Source organism: Streptomyces sp. NPDC001056 (assembly GCF_053598955.1).
The window spans coordinates 116,932-132,172 of sequence record NZ_JBSFLI010000003.1 but is presented as its reverse complement, the minus strand read 5'-3'; the positions used below and the strand labels follow the sequence as shown (position 1 = coordinate 132,172).

At 72.8% G+C, this 15,241-nt stretch carries 15 protein-coding genes; 5 read left to right on the top strand and 10 right to left on the bottom strand.

The features are described 5' to 3' along the window. The gene (locus ACWDD7_RS05340) at positions 1 to 678 is read right to left on the bottom strand and encodes a pentapeptide repeat-containing protein (protein ID WP_392216033.1); all 678 of its coding nucleotides are present in this window, start codon (positions 676 to 678) and stop codon (positions 1 to 3) included. 133 nt (positions 679 to 811) lie between these two features. On the opposite strand from ACWDD7_RS05340, the gene ACWDD7_RS05335 reads away from it, so the two are divergent. Beyond that, the gene (locus ACWDD7_RS05335) at positions 812 to 1,783 is read left to right on the top strand and encodes a zinc-binding dehydrogenase (protein ID WP_450456435.1); all 972 of its coding nucleotides are present in this window, start codon (positions 812 to 814) and stop codon (positions 1,781 to 1,783) included. Positions 1,784 to 1,851: 68 nt separating this feature from the next. Next, complete coding sequence (locus ACWDD7_RS05330) at positions 1,852 to 3,345, top strand: MFS transporter (RefSeq protein WP_450456434.1); 1,494 nt, start codon at positions 1,852 to 1,854, stop codon at positions 3,343 to 3,345. Positions 3,346 to 3,374: 29 nt separating this feature from the next. Here ACWDD7_RS05330 and ACWDD7_RS05325 read toward each other — a convergent pair whose 3' ends face one another. Both ACWDD7_RS05325 and ACWDD7_RS05320 read right to left on the bottom strand, forming a co-directional pair. Next, positions 3,375 to 4,781: an NAD(P)/FAD-dependent oxidoreductase gene (locus ACWDD7_RS05325; RefSeq protein WP_450456433.1), complete on the bottom strand. Its 1,407-nt coding sequence runs from the start codon at positions 4,779 to 4,781 to the stop codon at positions 3,375 to 3,377. Between the two features lie 10 nt (positions 4,782 to 4,791). Beyond that, positions 4,792 to 5,457 (bottom strand): rhomboid-like protein, encoded by a 666-nt coding sequence (locus ACWDD7_RS05320; protein ID WP_450456432.1) that lies wholly within the window; start codon positions 5,455 to 5,457, stop codon positions 4,792 to 4,794. Between the two features lie 87 nt (positions 5,458 to 5,544). Here ACWDD7_RS05320 and ACWDD7_RS05315 point away from each other — a divergent pair, with 87 nt between their 5' ends. Then, positions 5,545 to 6,672 (top strand): right-handed parallel beta-helix repeat-containing protein, encoded by a 1,128-nt coding sequence (locus tag ACWDD7_RS05315; RefSeq protein ID WP_450456431.1) that lies wholly within the window; start codon positions 5,545 to 5,547, stop codon positions 6,670 to 6,672. 127 nt (positions 6,673 to 6,799) lie between these two features. Then, complete coding sequence (locus ACWDD7_RS05310) at positions 6,800 to 7,795, top strand: methyltransferase (protein WP_450456552.1); 996 nt, start codon at positions 6,800 to 6,802, stop codon at positions 7,793 to 7,795. Positions 7,796 to 7,877: 82 nt separating this feature from the next. On the opposite strand, the gene ACWDD7_RS05305 is transcribed toward ACWDD7_RS05310, so the two are convergent. The 7 genes from ACWDD7_RS05305 to ACWDD7_RS05275 form a co-directional block, all read right to left on the bottom strand. Next, positions 7,878 to 8,201, bottom strand: a complete 324-nt coding sequence (locus tag ACWDD7_RS05305; protein WP_450456430.1) for a TcmI family type II polyketide cyclase — start codon at positions 8,199 to 8,201, stop codon at positions 7,878 to 7,880. 43 nt (positions 8,202 to 8,244) lie between these two features. After that, positions 8,245 to 8,724, bottom strand: coding sequence for an SRPBCC family protein (locus ACWDD7_RS05300; protein WP_351880300.1), 480 nt, complete (start codon positions 8,722 to 8,724; stop codon positions 8,245 to 8,247). A 1-nt stretch (position 8,725) separates the two neighbouring features. After that, positions 8,726 to 8,980, bottom strand: coding sequence for an acyl carrier protein (locus ACWDD7_RS05295; protein WP_111583914.1), 255 nt, complete (start codon positions 8,978 to 8,980; stop codon positions 8,726 to 8,728). A gap of 21 nt (positions 8,981 to 9,001) precedes the next feature. Continuing rightward, positions 9,002 to 10,246 (bottom strand): ketosynthase chain-length factor, encoded by a 1,245-nt coding sequence (locus ACWDD7_RS05290; RefSeq protein WP_392216047.1) that lies wholly within the window; start codon positions 10,244 to 10,246, stop codon positions 9,002 to 9,004. Positions 10,247 to 10,253: 7 nt separating this feature from the next. Continuing rightward, positions 10,254 to 11,513, bottom strand: a complete 1,260-nt coding sequence (locus ACWDD7_RS05285) for a beta-ketoacyl-[acyl-carrier-protein] synthase family protein (RefSeq protein WP_351880307.1) — start codon at positions 11,511 to 11,513, stop codon at positions 10,254 to 10,256. Next, on the bottom strand, positions 11,510 to 11,968 hold the full coding sequence (locus tag ACWDD7_RS05280) for a cupin domain-containing protein (protein WP_285559080.1): 459 nt from the start codon (positions 11,966 to 11,968) through the stop codon (positions 11,510 to 11,512). The genes ACWDD7_RS05285 and ACWDD7_RS05280 overlap by 4 nt, the downstream gene beginning before the upstream one ends. A gap of 76 nt (positions 11,969 to 12,044) precedes the next feature. Next, positions 12,045 to 13,133: a SchA/CurD-like domain-containing protein gene (locus ACWDD7_RS05275; protein WP_450456429.1), complete on the bottom strand. Its 1,089-nt coding sequence runs from the start codon at positions 13,131 to 13,133 to the stop codon at positions 12,045 to 12,047. A 210-nt stretch (positions 13,134 to 13,343) separates the two neighbouring features. Between ACWDD7_RS05275 and ACWDD7_RS05270 the strand changes: the two genes are divergently transcribed. Further along, a complete protein-coding gene (locus ACWDD7_RS05270; RefSeq protein ID WP_450456428.1) occupies positions 13,344 to 14,984 on the top strand; it encodes an FAD-dependent oxidoreductase in 1,641 nt (546 codons plus the stop codon). Positions 14,985 to 15,241: the final 257 nt, after the last annotated feature.

Here is a 15,241-nt window from a genome sequence, read left to right as displayed (position 1 = left end):
CTACTCCACGCGTATCCCGAGCGCCGCCGCCAACGCCGGTGCCAGGTCCAGCAGTTGGGCCGCCCCGATCACCGCGCCGGACAGCCGGTCGAGGCCACGGGTGATCTCCAGCGGCGCGGCACCGCGCAGATCGACGTCCTTCAGCGTGGCCCCGGTGAGGTCCGCCCCCTTCAGCGCGCAGTCCACGAACTCCACCCGCTCCAGGCGGGCGTTCCCGAAGTCCGGTTCGACCAGGACACAGGACTCGAAGACCACGTCCCGCAGCCGGGCCATGCGCAGGTTCGGACAGTCGATCTTGCCGCCGCGCACGACGACCCGCTCCAGCACCGCGCCGTGCAACTGGGTGCCGCCGAGGCGCGGGTCGGTCAGTTCGACGTCGCGCAGGGTGGCCTCGGAGAGGTCGGTGCCCACCCCGCGCAGGCCGGTGAGCGCGGAGTCGAGGACCCGGGCGTGGCGCAGCCGTGTCCCGTCGGCCGCGCAGCCCCGCAGCGCGCAGTCCATGAACCGGGCGCCGGCCGCGTCCTGTCCCGCCAGGTCCGCGTCCCGGAACTCCAGCCCGTCGTAGTCGCCGTCGGGCTCCAGCCCCCCGGCGTCCCACGGCTCCAGCGGCGGCAACCGCAGCTCCGGCCGCCGTGCGCCCCGTCCCACCCGGCTGCCGCCGGCCGTTCCCCTCGCCATGGGGTCCATGCTGCACCCCGCCACCGACAATCGCCCCCACCCGCGCGGCCCCGCCCCGGGCGCCCTTGACCTCAAGCACGCTTCAGGTCGGAAAGTGGGCCGACCGACACAGCCGTCCATCGGGGGGTCGCCCATGCACGCCGTACGCCTCTACGCCTTCGGTCCGGCCGAGAACCTGGCCTACGAGGAGGCCGAGGACCCCGTCCCGGGCCCCGGGCAGGCGCGGATCGCCGTCGCCGCGGCCGGGGTGCACCTGATCGACACGGCCCTGCGCGCCGGGCACCGGGGCCCGCTGCCCGCGCCGCCCGCCCTGCCCACCGTGCCCGGCCGCGAGGTCGCCGGCGTGGTGGACGCGGTCGGCGACGGGGTGGCCGAGACGTGGCTCGGGCGGCGCGTGGTCGCCCACCTGGGCCTCGCGCCCGGCGGATACGCCGAACTCGCCGTCACCGGAGCCGAGCGGCTGCACGAGATCCCCGAGCCGCTGGACTTCGCGGCGGCCGTCGCCATGATCGGCACCGGCCGCACGGCCCTCGGCATCACGGGGTTCGCCGAGCCGGGCCCGGACGACGTGGTGGTCGTACCGGCGGCCGCGGGCGGCATCGGGACGCTGCTCGTGCAGTACGCCGCGACCGCGGGGGCGACCGTGGTCGGGCTCGCCGGCGGGGACGCGAAGACGGAGCGGGTACGGGCGAACGGCGCGGATCTCGCCGTCGACTACACCGCGCCCGGCTGGGCCGCCGAGGTCCGCGCCGGGCTCGGCGGGCGGCCCGCGACGATCGTCTACGACGGGGTGGGCGGCACCGTCGCCCGGGACGCCGTGGCGCTGCTCGGGCCGGGCGGCCGGCACCTGGTCTTCGGCTGGTCGGCGGAGGGGCTCGGCGAGGGCCGCGGGTACGCCGTGGAGGGGGTCTCCGAGTCCGTGCTGGGGCCGGAGCTGCTGCGGCGCGGCGGGGGCCTGCGGGCGCTGGAGGAGCGGGCGCTCGCGGAGGCCGCGCGGGGCCGGCTGCGGCCCGCCGTCACCCGCTTCCCGCTCGCACGGGCGGCCGCCGCGCACCGGGCGCTGGAGAACCGCGGCACCGTCGGGAAGGTGGTGCTGGAACCCTGAGAAATCCCTGAGAATCAGGGCGGGAACACCCAGATGCGACACCTCACGATCCATGGTCTTCTGGCCAGATGAGCATCGGCCGAACGGGTGAGCCCCGGGCCGCCGCGGAGGTCACGGACCCCCACCGCTGGTGGGGGCTGGTCGTCATCGCCCTGGCCCAGCTGATGGTGGTCCTGGACGCCACGATCGTGAACATCGCGCTCCCCTCCGCGCAGCGCGCCCTGCACATGTCCGACGGCAACCGGCAATGGGTGATCACCGCGTACACCCTTGCCTTCGGCGGGCTGCTCCTGCTGGGCGGCCGGGTCGCCGATCTCGTGGGGCGAAAACGCACCTTCGTGATCGGGCTGGCCGGCTTCGCGGCCGCCTCCGCGCTCGGCGGGGCCGCGACCGGCCCGGGGATGCTCTTCGGCGCCCGGGCGCTGCAAGGGGTCTTCGCGGCCCTGCTCGCGCCGTCCGCGCTGTCCCTGCTGACCACGACGTTCACCGACCCGCGCGAGCGCGGCAAGGCCTTCGGTGTCTACGGCGCGCTGGCGGGCAGCGGTTCGGCGATCGGGCTGATCGTCGGCGGGGTGCTCACCGAGTACCTGACCTGGCGCTGGTGCCTGTACGTCAACGTGCCCATCGCGGCGCTCGCCGTCTTCGGCGCGTTCACGCTGCTGCACGACCGGCCGGGACACGGGGACGTCAGCCTGGACGTGCCCGGCGCGCTGCTGGGCTGCGGCGGCCTGGTCGCGATCGTCTACGGCTTCGGCGAGGCCCAGCCCCGGGGCTGGGCCGATCCGCTGGTGCTCACGCTGTTCGCGGCCGGGGTGCTGCTGCTCGTGGCGTTCGTGTGGTGGCAGGCACGGGCGCCGAGTCCGCTGCTGCCGCTGCACATCCTGCGCAGCCGGGACCGCGCGGGGTGCTTCCTGACGATGACGTTCGCGGTGATCGGCATGTTCGGGCTGTTCCTGTTCATGACCTACTACCTCCAGGTCATCCTCGGATACTCGCCGGTCCGCACGGGCCTCGCGTTCCTGCCGATGACCGCCGCGATCGTCACCGGGTCGACGCAGATCTCGGCGCGGCTGCTGCCCCGTGTGCCGCCGCGGCGGCTGCTGGTGCCGGGCATGCTGCTGGCGACGAGCGGGCTGCTGCTGCTCACCCGGCTCACCGTGCACTCCTCCTACGCCGGGGAGATCCTGCCCTCCCTGCTGCTCCTCGGGCTCGGCATGGGGCTGACCTTCATGCCGGTGTTCGCGACGGCCACGGCCGGCGTCGCGCCGCGTGACTCCGGGGTCACCTCCGCGACCGTCAACTCCGCCCAGCAGGTCGGCGGCTCGATCGGCACGGCCCTCCTGAACACGATCGCCACCACCAGCGCCGCGGCCTACGTCGCCGGCCGCCCGCACCGGCCCGGCGTGGCCCAGGCCGGCGTCGTGCACGGCTACACCGTCGCCATCGCCTGGGCCGCCGCGATCATGCTCGTCTCGGCGGTGACCGCCGGTCTCCTGGTCACCGCCCCGGCCCCGGAACACGCCGCCCCGGCCGGGGCGGCGGTGCGGGAGTCGGTGGGCTGAAACGGGCCGCAGGACCGGGGCCGGGCGCCTCAGCCCCGCCCCGCCACCCGGTCCGCCGCCTTCGCCAGCCGCGAGGACTCCGTGCCCGGGTGGCGGCGTTCGCGCCGGTCGGCCGTGTGGTACGTGGCGTACATGCCGTGGACGCCGAGCCAGCGGAAGGGTTCGGGCTCCCACTTGCGGACCTTGTGGCCGACCCAGGGGAGGTCGGTCAGTCCGGTGCGGCCGGCCTGGCCGGAGTCCTGCTGGACGAGGTCGCGCAGGGTGCGGGCGGCGAGGTTGGTGGTGGCGACCCCGGAGCCGACGTAGCCGCCGGCCCAGCCGAGGCCCGTGGAGCGGTCGAGGGTGACGGTGGCGCACCAGTCGCGGGGGACGCCGAGCACGCCGGACCAGGCGTGGGTCACCCGGGTGCCGGCCAGGGACGGGAAGAAGCGCACCAGGATGTCCCGCAGCGCCTCGACGGTCGCCTGCTGGGTGCGGCCGTCGTTGTCCGTGCGGGAGCCGAAGCGGTACGGCATCCCGCGCCCGCCCAGCGCGATCCGGTCGTCGGCGGTGCGCTGCGCGTACATGTAGGCGTGCGCCATGTCGCCGAGCGTCTCCCGGCCGTCCCAGCCGATCGCCGCCCACTGCGCCTCGGTCAGCGGCTCGGTGGCGATCATCGAGGAGTTCATCGGCAGCCAGGTCCGCTTCTGGCCCTTGAGGGACGCGGTGAAGCCCTCGGTGCAGCGCAGCACGTAGGGGGCGCGGACGGTGCCGTAGGGGGTGACGGCGTGCTTGGGGCGGATCTCGGTGACCGGGGTCATCTCGTGGATCACCACTCCGAGCGCCTCGACCGTCGCCGCCAGGCCCTTCACCAGCTTCACCGGGTTCAGCCGGGCGCCGTGCGGGGTCCAGGCGGAGCCGACGGCGTCCGCGACCCGGATCCGCTCGGCCGTCTCCCGGGCGCCGTACAGCTCCCGGTCCTTCTCGCCGTACGACAGCTCGTGCTCGTGGAACGCCTTCAGCCGGGTCAGCTGCGCCGGGGTCGTGGCCACCTCCAGGACGCCGCCCTTGTGCACGTCGGCGTCGATGCCCTCCGCCTCGGCGACCGCGATGACCTCGTCGACGGTGTCGTTCATCGCCTGCTGGAGCCGCACCGCGGCCTCGCGGCCGTGCAGTTTCGCGTACCGGTCGCGGCCCGCGATGCCGTTGTACAGCCAGCCGCCGTTGCGGCCGGAGGCGCCGTACCCGCAGAACTTCTGCTCCAGGACGGAGATCCGCAGGAAGGGCGCGGCCTTCTTCAGGTAGTACGCGGTCCACAGGCCGGTGTACCCGCCGCCCACGATCACCACGTCCGCCGTGGCGTCCCCGGGCAGCGGCTCCCGGGCCACCGGGATGCCGTCGTCCGCGTACCAGAAGGAGATGCCACCGTTCACGACACTGCTCGCCGAGCTGCTCATGGCCGGGAACCTAACCCTTGAGCGCGGTCACTGTCTCCTTCGGATTCCATGCTTTTCCGCGGCCTCTGGTCAGTGGGAAGCAGGCCAGGCCGATCAGCATCGCGAGGAAATGTCCGATGTCGGTGAAGGTGGGCGACTCGGCCAGCGGGAGGGCGAAGACGACGAGGACGACGGCGAGGTAGGCGTAGCGCCAAGGGGCGGCGACGCGGTAGGCGAGGACGCCGATGGCGCCGGCCAGGGCGTAACTGACGCCGATGTCGAGGGTGTCGACCGCCGAGTGGGGCGCGATGCCGTCCCGGATCGCCTTCAGCAGCAGCCCCTCGCTGACCAGGGACGCGAGCACATGGGCCGCCGCGCACACCACGAGCCAGCGGGCGGTGCCGAGCCAGCGCTCCGCCGGGGCGTGGAAGACGGTGTACAGGAACGCGTACGGCAGCCAGCGCCCGCCCTCGATCCACATCGCGCTGGTGACCAGCACCCGCAGCGGGGTGCGGGACAGCTCGTGGATGTTGGTCGACCTGCGGCGCAGGAAGTGCTGCTCGAACCCGGGCGACATGTGGTGCACCGCGACGGTGGTGACGAACAGGACCGCCAGCCAGACGTAGGTGCCCGGGGCGCCGCGGACACGGCCCGCGACCGCCCCGAGTCCACGGCGGAGGGGGTCGACCCGGGTCACGTCGCCAGTATGCGTTCCCTTCCGCTGACACGCCGCCGGATGGCCTATATATACATCTACGGATTATTCGGTCATAACGTACCCGATATGAAGAGATGTCACTTCGCTTATGCCGCGAGTGCCGTCGCGGCACTCGTCGGCACGGGAATCGGACTCGGCGCCACCCCCGCGGCAGCCGTTCACCAGACCCTGGTGGTCCACCAGGGTGAATCGATCCAGAAGGCCGTGAACAGCGCGCAGCCCGGCGACACCGTGCTCGTGCTCCCCGGCGTCTACAAGGAAAGCGTCACCATCAGCACGCCGCAGATCACCCTGCGCGGGACGGGCGCGGTCACGGTGATCGAGCCCGCGGCGAAGGCGGCGGGCAAGGCGCCGAACACCGGCACCAAGGCCCCCAAGCCCACCAAGGCCACCAAGGCCACCAAGAGCTGCGCCGAGGGCGGCAACGGCATCTGTGTGATCGGCACCAAGACGAAGAACGTCAAGGGCGTCACCGTCGCCGACCTGAAGGTGACCGGCTTCGCCCGTGCCGGGGTGTTCGGCATGGCGACGGACACCATGACCGTGCGCGACGTGCAGGCCGTGAAGAACGCCGTGTGGGGCATCGCCCAGGAGCGCTCCGTGCACGGGCGCATCGTGGGCAACTACGCGGAGGGCAACGGCGACGCGGGCGTCTTCCTCGCCAACACCATCACCGAGGAGGCCGGCGCCCTCGACACCGAGCGGACCGTGATCGACCGCAACCGGCTGGAGAACAACCGCATCGGCGTCACCGTACGGCGCCTGCGCAATCTCGTGGTGGCCGAGAACTACATCGCCGGCAACTGCGCCGGCGTGTTCGTCGTCGGTGACGAGAACAAGCCCAAGGCCGGTGACCTGGAGGTCGCCTTCAACGACGTCACCGAGAACAACAAGTCCTGCCCCAAGACCGACCGGCTGCCCGCCATCCAGGGCTCCGGCATCGTGCTGACCGGCACCGAGAAGACCGTGGTGGACGGCAACCGGGTCACCGGGAACTCGGGCAACTCCCCGCTGTCCGGCGGCATCGTGCTGTTCAAGAGCTTCGTGGGCGTCACCAACGACCAGAACCGCATCAGCGGCAACGCGCTGGCCGGCAACGCCCCCGCGGACCTGGTCGACACGGAGACCAAGGGCATCGGCAACACCTTCGACCACAACGCCTGCCGGGCCTCCAAGCCCTCGGGCCTGTGCTGACCGCCCGACCACTGCCCCCGCTGGACCGACGCACGCCGAGAACGAAGGAAGGCGGCAGATGACCACCGCTGAGACGGCACCGCCGAACCGGGACACCTCCAAGGCCCCGACCGCCCCACCCCCGCCGATGCGGCTGCGCGAGCTCGTTTTCGGGGCGGCCCTGTCCGCCGCCGTACGGGCCGCCGCCCGCCTGGGCGTGCCCGACGCGCTCGGGGACACCCCGCAGAGCGCCGAGGCCCTCGCGGCCTCGGTCAGGACCGAACCCAGGCCGCTGCGCCGCATGTTGCGGGCCCTGGCCTGCTACGGCGTCTTCACCGAGCGGCCCGACGGCACCTTCGCGCACACCGACATGTCCCGGCTGCTGCGCGAGGACGACCCCGACAGCCTGCGCGCCATCGCGCTGTGGTGCACCGAACCGTGGACCTGGGCCGCCTGGCCCAAGCTGGACGAGGCGGTGCGCAGCGGCCGCAACGTGGTGGAGGGCCTGTACGGCAAGGAGTTCTTCGACTACCTGAACGAGGACGCGCCGGAGTCCGCGGACGTCTTCAACCGGGCGATGACCCGTTCCAGCGAGCAGTCGGCGCGGGAGGTCGCGGCCCTGCTCGACCTGTCCGGCGCCGGGTCGGTCGCCGACCTCGGCGGCGGCCAGGGGCACGTGGTGGCCTGCCTGCTGGACAAGTACCCGCGGATGCACGGCAGTCTGCTGGACCTGCCCCGGGTGGTGGAGAACGCGCTGCCGAGGCTGCGCGAGGGCGGCGACCTCGCGGGCCGCGCCCAGATCGTGCCGGGCGACGTCCGCGAGGCGATCCCGGTCAAGGCGGACGTCTACATCATCAAGAACATCCTGGAGTGGGACGACGAGAGCACGGCCCGGCTGCTGCGCAACGTCGTCCAGGCGGGCGGGCCCGGGACCCGGGTCGTCGTCATCGAGAACCTGGTGGACGACACCCCGTCGATGCGGTTCAGCACCGCGATGGACCTGCTGCTGCTCCTCAACGTCGGCGGGGCCAAGCACACCACCGACAGCATGGTGAGCCGGCTCACCGCGGCGGGACTCGCCGTGGACACCGTCCAGCCGGTGAACCCGTACCTGCACGCGTTCGACTGCCATGTGACCGCGTGAGCGCAGACAACGGACCGTCGGCCGCCGGGCCCGCTTCGCCGCGGGTCCGGCGGCCGACGGCCGTCAGGGCAGGACGCGTGTCTCAGGGGCGCTCCCAGACGTAGAAGCGCCGCGCCATCGCGTCCTTGGGAGACCGCCAGGTCCTCGGGTCGTACGCGCTGACGTACGCCGTCAGCCGCTCGCTGACGTCCCTGAACTCGTGGTGTTCGGTGACCTTGGCGATGGCCGGGCCCGGTTCGCGCTCGGACTCGATCAGGTGCATGTACACATCGCCGAACTGGAAGAGGCTGCGCCGGGTGACGCCCACGAGGTGGGGCAGCTCCCCCCGGTCGGACTCCTCGAAGATCTTCGCGATGTCGGGGGCTGAACCCGGGGCCATCCGGGCGACGATCAGGGCCTGGTGCACGGTGCTCGTCCTCTCCTCGTTCCCTTCCGTTTCCCGCGGGTGCTCAGTCGGCGAGCGCCGGGGCGGGCCGGTGACCGGCGGCCGCCTTCTCGATCTTGTCGCGGATCAGGGCCATCTGGACCTTGGAGTTCTTGTTGATGTTGTCGGTCATCCAGTCGTCGTCGACGGGTGCCTCCGGCTTCATCGCGAAGTCCTGCGTCCACACCATGCGGGTGCCGGCCGGGACCTCCTCGTAGGCCCAGTGGATGTCCATGTGGGCGAACGGACCGGTCTCCACCCGGCGGGCCCTGACGGTGCGGGTGGCGCGGTCGGGCTCGCGCTCGGAGACCCAGCTCCAGACGGTGCCGTTCTCGTCCGGGTGCATGGTGAGCCGGAAGGTGGTCTTCTCACCCTCGCGCTTGAGCACCTCGACGGCCGCGTACTCGCTGAAGAGCTGGGGCCAGCGCTCCAGGTCGTTGGTCATGTCCCAGACCAGGTCGAGGGGGGCCGCGATGGTGATCTCGTTCTGGGTGTGTCCTGCCATGTCAGGCTCCTGCCATCAGCGTGTTGTTGACGAGGTTGAGGAACTGCTGGGGTGTCTTGCAGCGCTCGGCGTCCACCGGCATCGGGGTGCCGTGCTCGTTCTCCAGCTCGCCGACGATGCCGAGCAGGCCGAGCGAGTCGACGCCGAGGACGTCGAAGCCGGTGTCCGGCTTGTCGTTGAGCTGCTCGGGGCTGACGGTGACACCGGCCGCCTTCTTCATGAGGGCTGCGAGTTCTTCGACGGTGATCTTGGACATTGCTCTCCTCCTTCGCTGTGTTCACCGCGCGCTGGGGTGCCGCAGCACCAGCGCCGAGTTCGACCCCATGAGGCCGCGGCTGAGAACCAGCGCGGTGCGCGGTTCGGCGACGCGGGCCCGGCCGGTCACGAGGTCGAGGTCGTGGCAGACGTCGTGGACGTTCGGGGTCGGCGGGATCAGTCCGTGCTCCATCGCGAGCACGGCGGCGGCGGTGTCCAGCACGGGGGCCGCGCAGTAGCCGCGGCCGGTGCCGGTCTTGGGCGCGGTGACCGGCACCCGCGTGCCATGGGCGCCGAGGGCGTCGGCGATGGCCAGCGCCTCGGCCCGGTCGGCCGCCGGCACCCCGAGGGCGTCGGCGAAGACCACGTCGACCTCCTCGGGCGCGCACTCGGCCTCGGCCAGCGCCTGCCGGATCGCCTGGGCGAGCCCCGCGCGGGACTGTGCCCAGCGGGAGGCGCCGGTGAAGGTGGCGCCGTGCCCGGCCACGTAGGCCCGGATGTCGGCGCCGCGGGCGCGGGCGGCGTCGGCGGCCTCCACCACGAGCATCGCGCCGCCCTCCGCGGGCACGAACCCGCACGCCTTGGTCGTGAACGGCCGGTAGGCGCGACCCGGTTCGCTCTCCCGGCTCAGCTCCTCGTAGCCGAGCTGGCAGACCATCGAGTACGGCGCGAGCGGCGCCTCGGTGGAGCCGGCCACGATCGCGTCGGTGCCGCGCCGCACCGCCCGTGCCGCGTGCGCGAGGGCGTCCAGGCCGCCGGCCTCGTCGGAGGCGACGACCGAGCAGGGGCCCTTGAAGCCGCGGCGGATGGACACCTGGCCGGTGCTCGCGGCGTAGAACCAGGCGATGGACTGGTACGGCCCCACGAACCGGCTGCCCTTGCCCCACAGCCGCTGGAGCTCGCGCTGGCCGAACTCGCCGCCGCCGGAGCCCGCCGCGGTGACCACGCCGATGGAGTACGGCGACTGCGCGGTGTCGGCCGGTCCGAGCCGGGCGTCGGTGAGCGCGAAGTCGGCCGCGGCCATGGCGTAGTGGGTGAAGCGGTCGGTCTGGACGAGGAAGCGCTCCTCGATGGTGTCCGCCGCGTCGAAGGCACGGACCTCGCCGGCCACCTTCAGCGGTAGTCGCTCACAGCCCTCGCGGGTCACCCGGTCCAGGACGCTGAGGCCCTCGTGGGTGGCCTTCCAGAAGGTGTCGGTGCTGATGCCGTTGGGCGCGACCACGCCGATGCCGGTGACGGCCGCACGCCGGTCCTGGGGTTCGCTCATCGTGTCCTCACTCCCTCGGCCGGGTCAGGATCACCGCGGACTGGAAACCGCCGAACCCGCTGCCCACGGAGAGCACGCTGGTCAGCTTCCGCTCGCGGGCGGTCCGCGGCACGTAGTCGAGGTCGCACTCGGGGTCGGGGGTCTCGTAGTTCGCGGTCGGCGGTACGGCCTGCTTGGCCAGGGCCAGCACGCAGGCGACCAGTTCGATGGCACCGATCGCCCCGAGGGAGTGGCCCACCATGGACTTGATGGAGCTCATCGGGGTGTCGTAGGCGTGCCGCCCGAGCGCCCGCTTGACCGCCGCCGTCTCGTGGCGGTCGTTCTGCCGGGTGCCGGAGCCGTGCGCGTTGACGTAGTCGATCGCCGTGGGGTCCAGCCGGGCCTGGTCGAGGGCGGTGGAGATGGCCCGCGCCATCTCCAGGCCCTCCTTGGTCAGGCCGGTCATGTGGTAGGCGTTGCCGAAGGTGGCGTAGCCGCCGAACTCGCAGTAGATGTGCGCGCCGCGGGCCCGTGCGTGCTCCAGCTCCTCCAGGACGAGCACCGCGCCGCCCTCGCCCATGACGAAGCCGTCACGGTTGTTGTCGAAGGGCTTGGAGGCGTGCGCCGGGTCGTCGTTGTTCGGCGACGTGGCCTTGATCGCGTCGAAGCACGCCATGGTGATGGGGGATATCGGCGAGTCCGACGCACCGGCTATGCAGATGTCGGCCCGGCCTTCCTGGACGGTGTGGAAGGCGTACCCCACGGCGTCCAGGCCCGAGGTGCAGCCGGTGGAGACGGTCTGCACCGGACCCTGGGCGCCGAAACGTTCCGCCACCGCGGAGGCCGCCGTCGCCGGGGTGAAGGCCCGGTGCAGCTGCGGCTCCGCCCGCTCGGGATCCACGTCCCAGCGCTCGCCGCCATGGCTGACCAGCACGTAGTCGTGCTCCAGACGGGTGGTGCCGCCGACCGCGGTGCCCACCGACACCGCGATCCGCCAGGGGTTCTCCCGCGCCAGGTCGAGGCCCGAGTCGCGGACCGCCTCGTCGCCCGCCACCAGGGCGAACTGGATGTAGCGGTCCGCCCGTTCGATCTGCTCGGCGTCCAGGCCGTGCGCCGCCGGGTCGAAGTCGCACTCGGCCGCGATCCGCGAACGCAGCTGGGAGGGGTCGAAGAAGGTGATGCCCCGCGTCGCGGTCCGGCCGGCTGCGAGCAGATCCCAGAACGCGGGTGCGCCGATGCCGCCCGGGGCGACGATGCCTATGCCCGTGACCGCCACGCGCCGGGTCATGACCGGACCCCTCCGCCGCCGGCGCCCGACCCGGCCGCCTCGGTGACCACCGCGGCCGCGCCGATCACCGACGTCTCCTCGGTGTCGACGTGCCCGAGCTGCGGGCGCGGCGCCAGCGGACCGAGGTGGAAGACCATCCGCGCCTCCACGTTGCCGACGTTGCGGAACCGGTGGCGCATGTCGACGGGGATCATCAGTCCCTGCTCCGGGCGCAGCACGTGCGGCTCGCCGTCCAGGTCGACCTCCAGCTCGCCGCAGACGACGTAGACGAACTCCTCGGAGTAGGGGTGGTAGTGCTCACCGATGCGGTCGCCGGGCTGCACGATGGCCACACCCATGAAGCCGCTGGTGGAACCGACCGTGGCCGGGGTGAGCATGGCGCGCAGATCGCCGCCGCGCCGCGTGTTGGGCTCGACCTCGCTGAGGTCCACGATTCTCGGACGGGGTTTGATCACGACGTTCCTCCGGTGGGTGTGATCGGGCTTCGGTGGGTGTGACCGGGCTTCCGGGTGGTCCGACGGACGCCGGGGGTCAGACCGCGGGCGACCGGCGGTCGGTGACCAGTTCCATGGGGGCGGCGTCGCCGGCCAGCAGCGTGCGCAACTCGGCGGCCTGCGCGGGGTCGCCGGGCAGCGGGTCCGCGTACGCGCCCTCCCCGGCGAGGTCCACCAGCCGCACCACGACGTCCTCGCGCTCGAAGACGGTGCTGCGCAGCACCTGGCTCGCCGGGTCGTCGGTGGCCGCCGAGTCCGCCGCGGCCAGCAGCTCCGCGAGCTTCATCCCGCAGCCGGGCCTGGCCGGGTAGTACAGGGCCTGCCGGGTGCCCTCGGGCCGGTCGTCCGCCATCACGTGGTGCACGGCGGGCAGCGCCGCCCGGGTGAAGAACAGCCGGGCCGACTCCTGGTCGTTCAGGTCCCGGTCCTGCTCCAGATACGGGTTGATGGCTTCTTCCACGGCCCGCACCTCGGGCGAGCGCGAGACGTGGCGCAGGGCCGCCAGCAGATCGCCGCGCACCTCGATGGCGCGCACCACCCGGTTGCCGTGCATGAACAGCGAGGTGCGCAGCAGCCGCGTGGAGTCGTCCACCCGCGGCTCGGGCGCGGCGTAGTCGGCGAGCAGCTTGGCGACCTTGGCCTCGGTGCCCGGCTTCACGGTGAAGGTCAGCGCGTGCCGGATCACGCCGTCACCGATGCGCACCTCCGTCTGCAGCCGGCCCCGGGCGGCCGTGTCGGTCTCGTAGGCCCGGCCGGTCTCGCGGACGATGTGGAAGCGCAGCGAGCGGGTGTTGCGCACGCAGGAGTGCAGCGGCTCCACCATCCGCACGTGCTCCTCGCTGTTCACCCAGGTGAGGAACGGCGGGGCGCTCTCCCACTCGCTGGTGATGAGCCATTGGGATGGATTCTCGATGGACTGGCAGAGTTGGTCGCTGACATGGCCGGGCACCGACGCAACCTGGTTGCAGAGCTGCTCGTACGCCTCCAGGAACTGCTGCTGCGCTCCCTCGTAGACATCGACCAGCAGAACGACCCGGAGCCGCGAGCCGTCGAACACGGACTGGGAGACACGCTTCGACGCCTCGCGTGCCGGTGCTTCTGACAGACGTTCAGAGGTGGTGGTCATGGTGCGGACATCTCCTTGGCGGGGGATCTCGGGTGCGCCGGTCACCGCCGTGACGCGACGTCAGCGCTTCTTGATCCTGTGCCGGTGGCCGTAAGCCCGCGACTCGTAGGAACCACGTGGGTGATCCCGCGCGCAAATGGCCCCAATAACAGCGATACCGGGCATGAGACTGTCAGGCGCCCCGTACGCACCCCTGCCTCTGGAGGCTCGATGCATCACACAGCCGACCACCGGGTTCCCGTCCTCATCGTGGGCGGCTCTCTGGTGGGCCTGTCCACGTCCCTGTTCCTCGGCCGCCTCGGCGTGCGGCACCTGCTCGTGGAGCGGCACGCCGGGACCTCGCACCATCCGCGCGGACGCGGCAACAACGTCCGGACGATGGAACTCTTCCGGGTGGCCGGCATCGAGCCGGACATCAAGGCGGCGGCCTCACTGCTCGCCGACAACCACGGCATCCTGCAGACCCCGACCCTCGTCGGCGACGCCGGGGAGTGGCTGTTCAAGGAGATCGACCCCGGCGGCGGCCTGAAGAGGTTCAGCCCCACGGCCTGGTGCCTGTGCAGCCAGAACGACCTCGAACCGGTGCTGGTCGACAGCGCCCGCGAACTCGGCGGCGACCTGCGCTACCACCACGAGATGGAGTCCTTCGAACAGGATGCCGACGGGGTGACCGCGGTCGTCCGCGACCGGTCCACCGACGAGCGCTACACCGTACGGGCCGACTACCTCGTCGCCGCCGACGGCCCCCGCAGCCCCGTCCGCCGCGCCCTCGGCATCGGCCAGAGCGGCCCCGGCGAGCTGTTCGCCAACGTCAGCGTCACCTTCCGCTCCACCCAGCTCGCCGAGGTCGTCGGCGACCGCCGCTTCATCTGCGCCTACCTCACCCACCCCGACGCCGACGGCGCGCTGCTCCCCGTCGACAACAAGGAGCGCTGGGTCTTCCACGCCCCCTGGCACCCCGAACTCGGCGAAACCCTGGAGGAGTTCACCGAGGAGCGCCTCCGGCGGCACATCGCCTGCGCGGTCGGCGTGCCCGGCCTGGACGTGAACATCACCGGAATGGCGTCCTGGCGTGCCGCCGAACGGGTCGCCGACTCCTACTCCGCGGGCCGCGTCTTCCTCGCCGGCGACTCCGCCCACGAGATGTCCCCCACCGGCGCGTTCGGCTCCAACACCGGCATCCAGGACGCCCACAACCTCGCCTGGAAGCTCGCCGCGGTCCTCGACGGGTGGGCCGGTCCCGCCCTGCTCGACACCTACGGCACCGAGCGCCGCCCGGTCGCCGTCGCCACCAGCGCCCGCGCCTCCGCCCGCTCCGTCGAGCACAGCCACCCCGGCTTCGCCCCCGCCCCCGGCGTCGGCGGCGCCAAGCGCGGCGGCATCCTCAACGTCGTCCTCGGCTACCACTACCCCGAGGGCGCCGCCGTCGGCACCGACCCCGGGGCGCCGATCGTCCCCGACTCCCTCTCCCTCACCGGCCGCCCCGGCACCCGCGCCCCCCACCTGTGGCTGCGCCAGGCCGCCCGCCGGCTGTCCACCCTCGACCTCTACGAGCGCTCCATGGTGCTGCTCACCGACGCCCCGGACGACGCGGGCTGGCACGACGCGGCCCGCCGCGTCGCCGCCACGGACGGGGTACGGCTCGACGCGTACCGGATCGGTCCCGGCGGCGACGCCGACCTGATGTACGACACCGAGGGCGACGACTGGGCCGAGCTGCACGGCGTCGGCGCCGACGGCGCGGTCCTCGTCCGCCCCGACGGCTACGTCGCCTGGCGCGCCCAGGGCGCGTCCCCCGACCCGCAGACGGCGCTCCGGGAGGCCCTGAAGGCCGTACTGGGCACCGGCTGACCCCGCGCCGGCGGCGGGACGGGGGCTCCCGGCGGGCGGCCCTGCCCGGTCCCGCCGGCCAAAAGCGGCGCACCCGCGCGGGCGATGTCGGGTCCCGGCCCGGCCTGCGGACATGCCGCGTCCCCGGCCGCACAGCGCCGGCCGGGGACGCGGACCGGGTCACCCCGGGAGGCGGATCACACGTAGGTGAAGCCGCCCGTGACGGTGGTGCTGCCGCCGGGAGTGGTGACCACCACCGGCACGTTGCCCGCGGCACC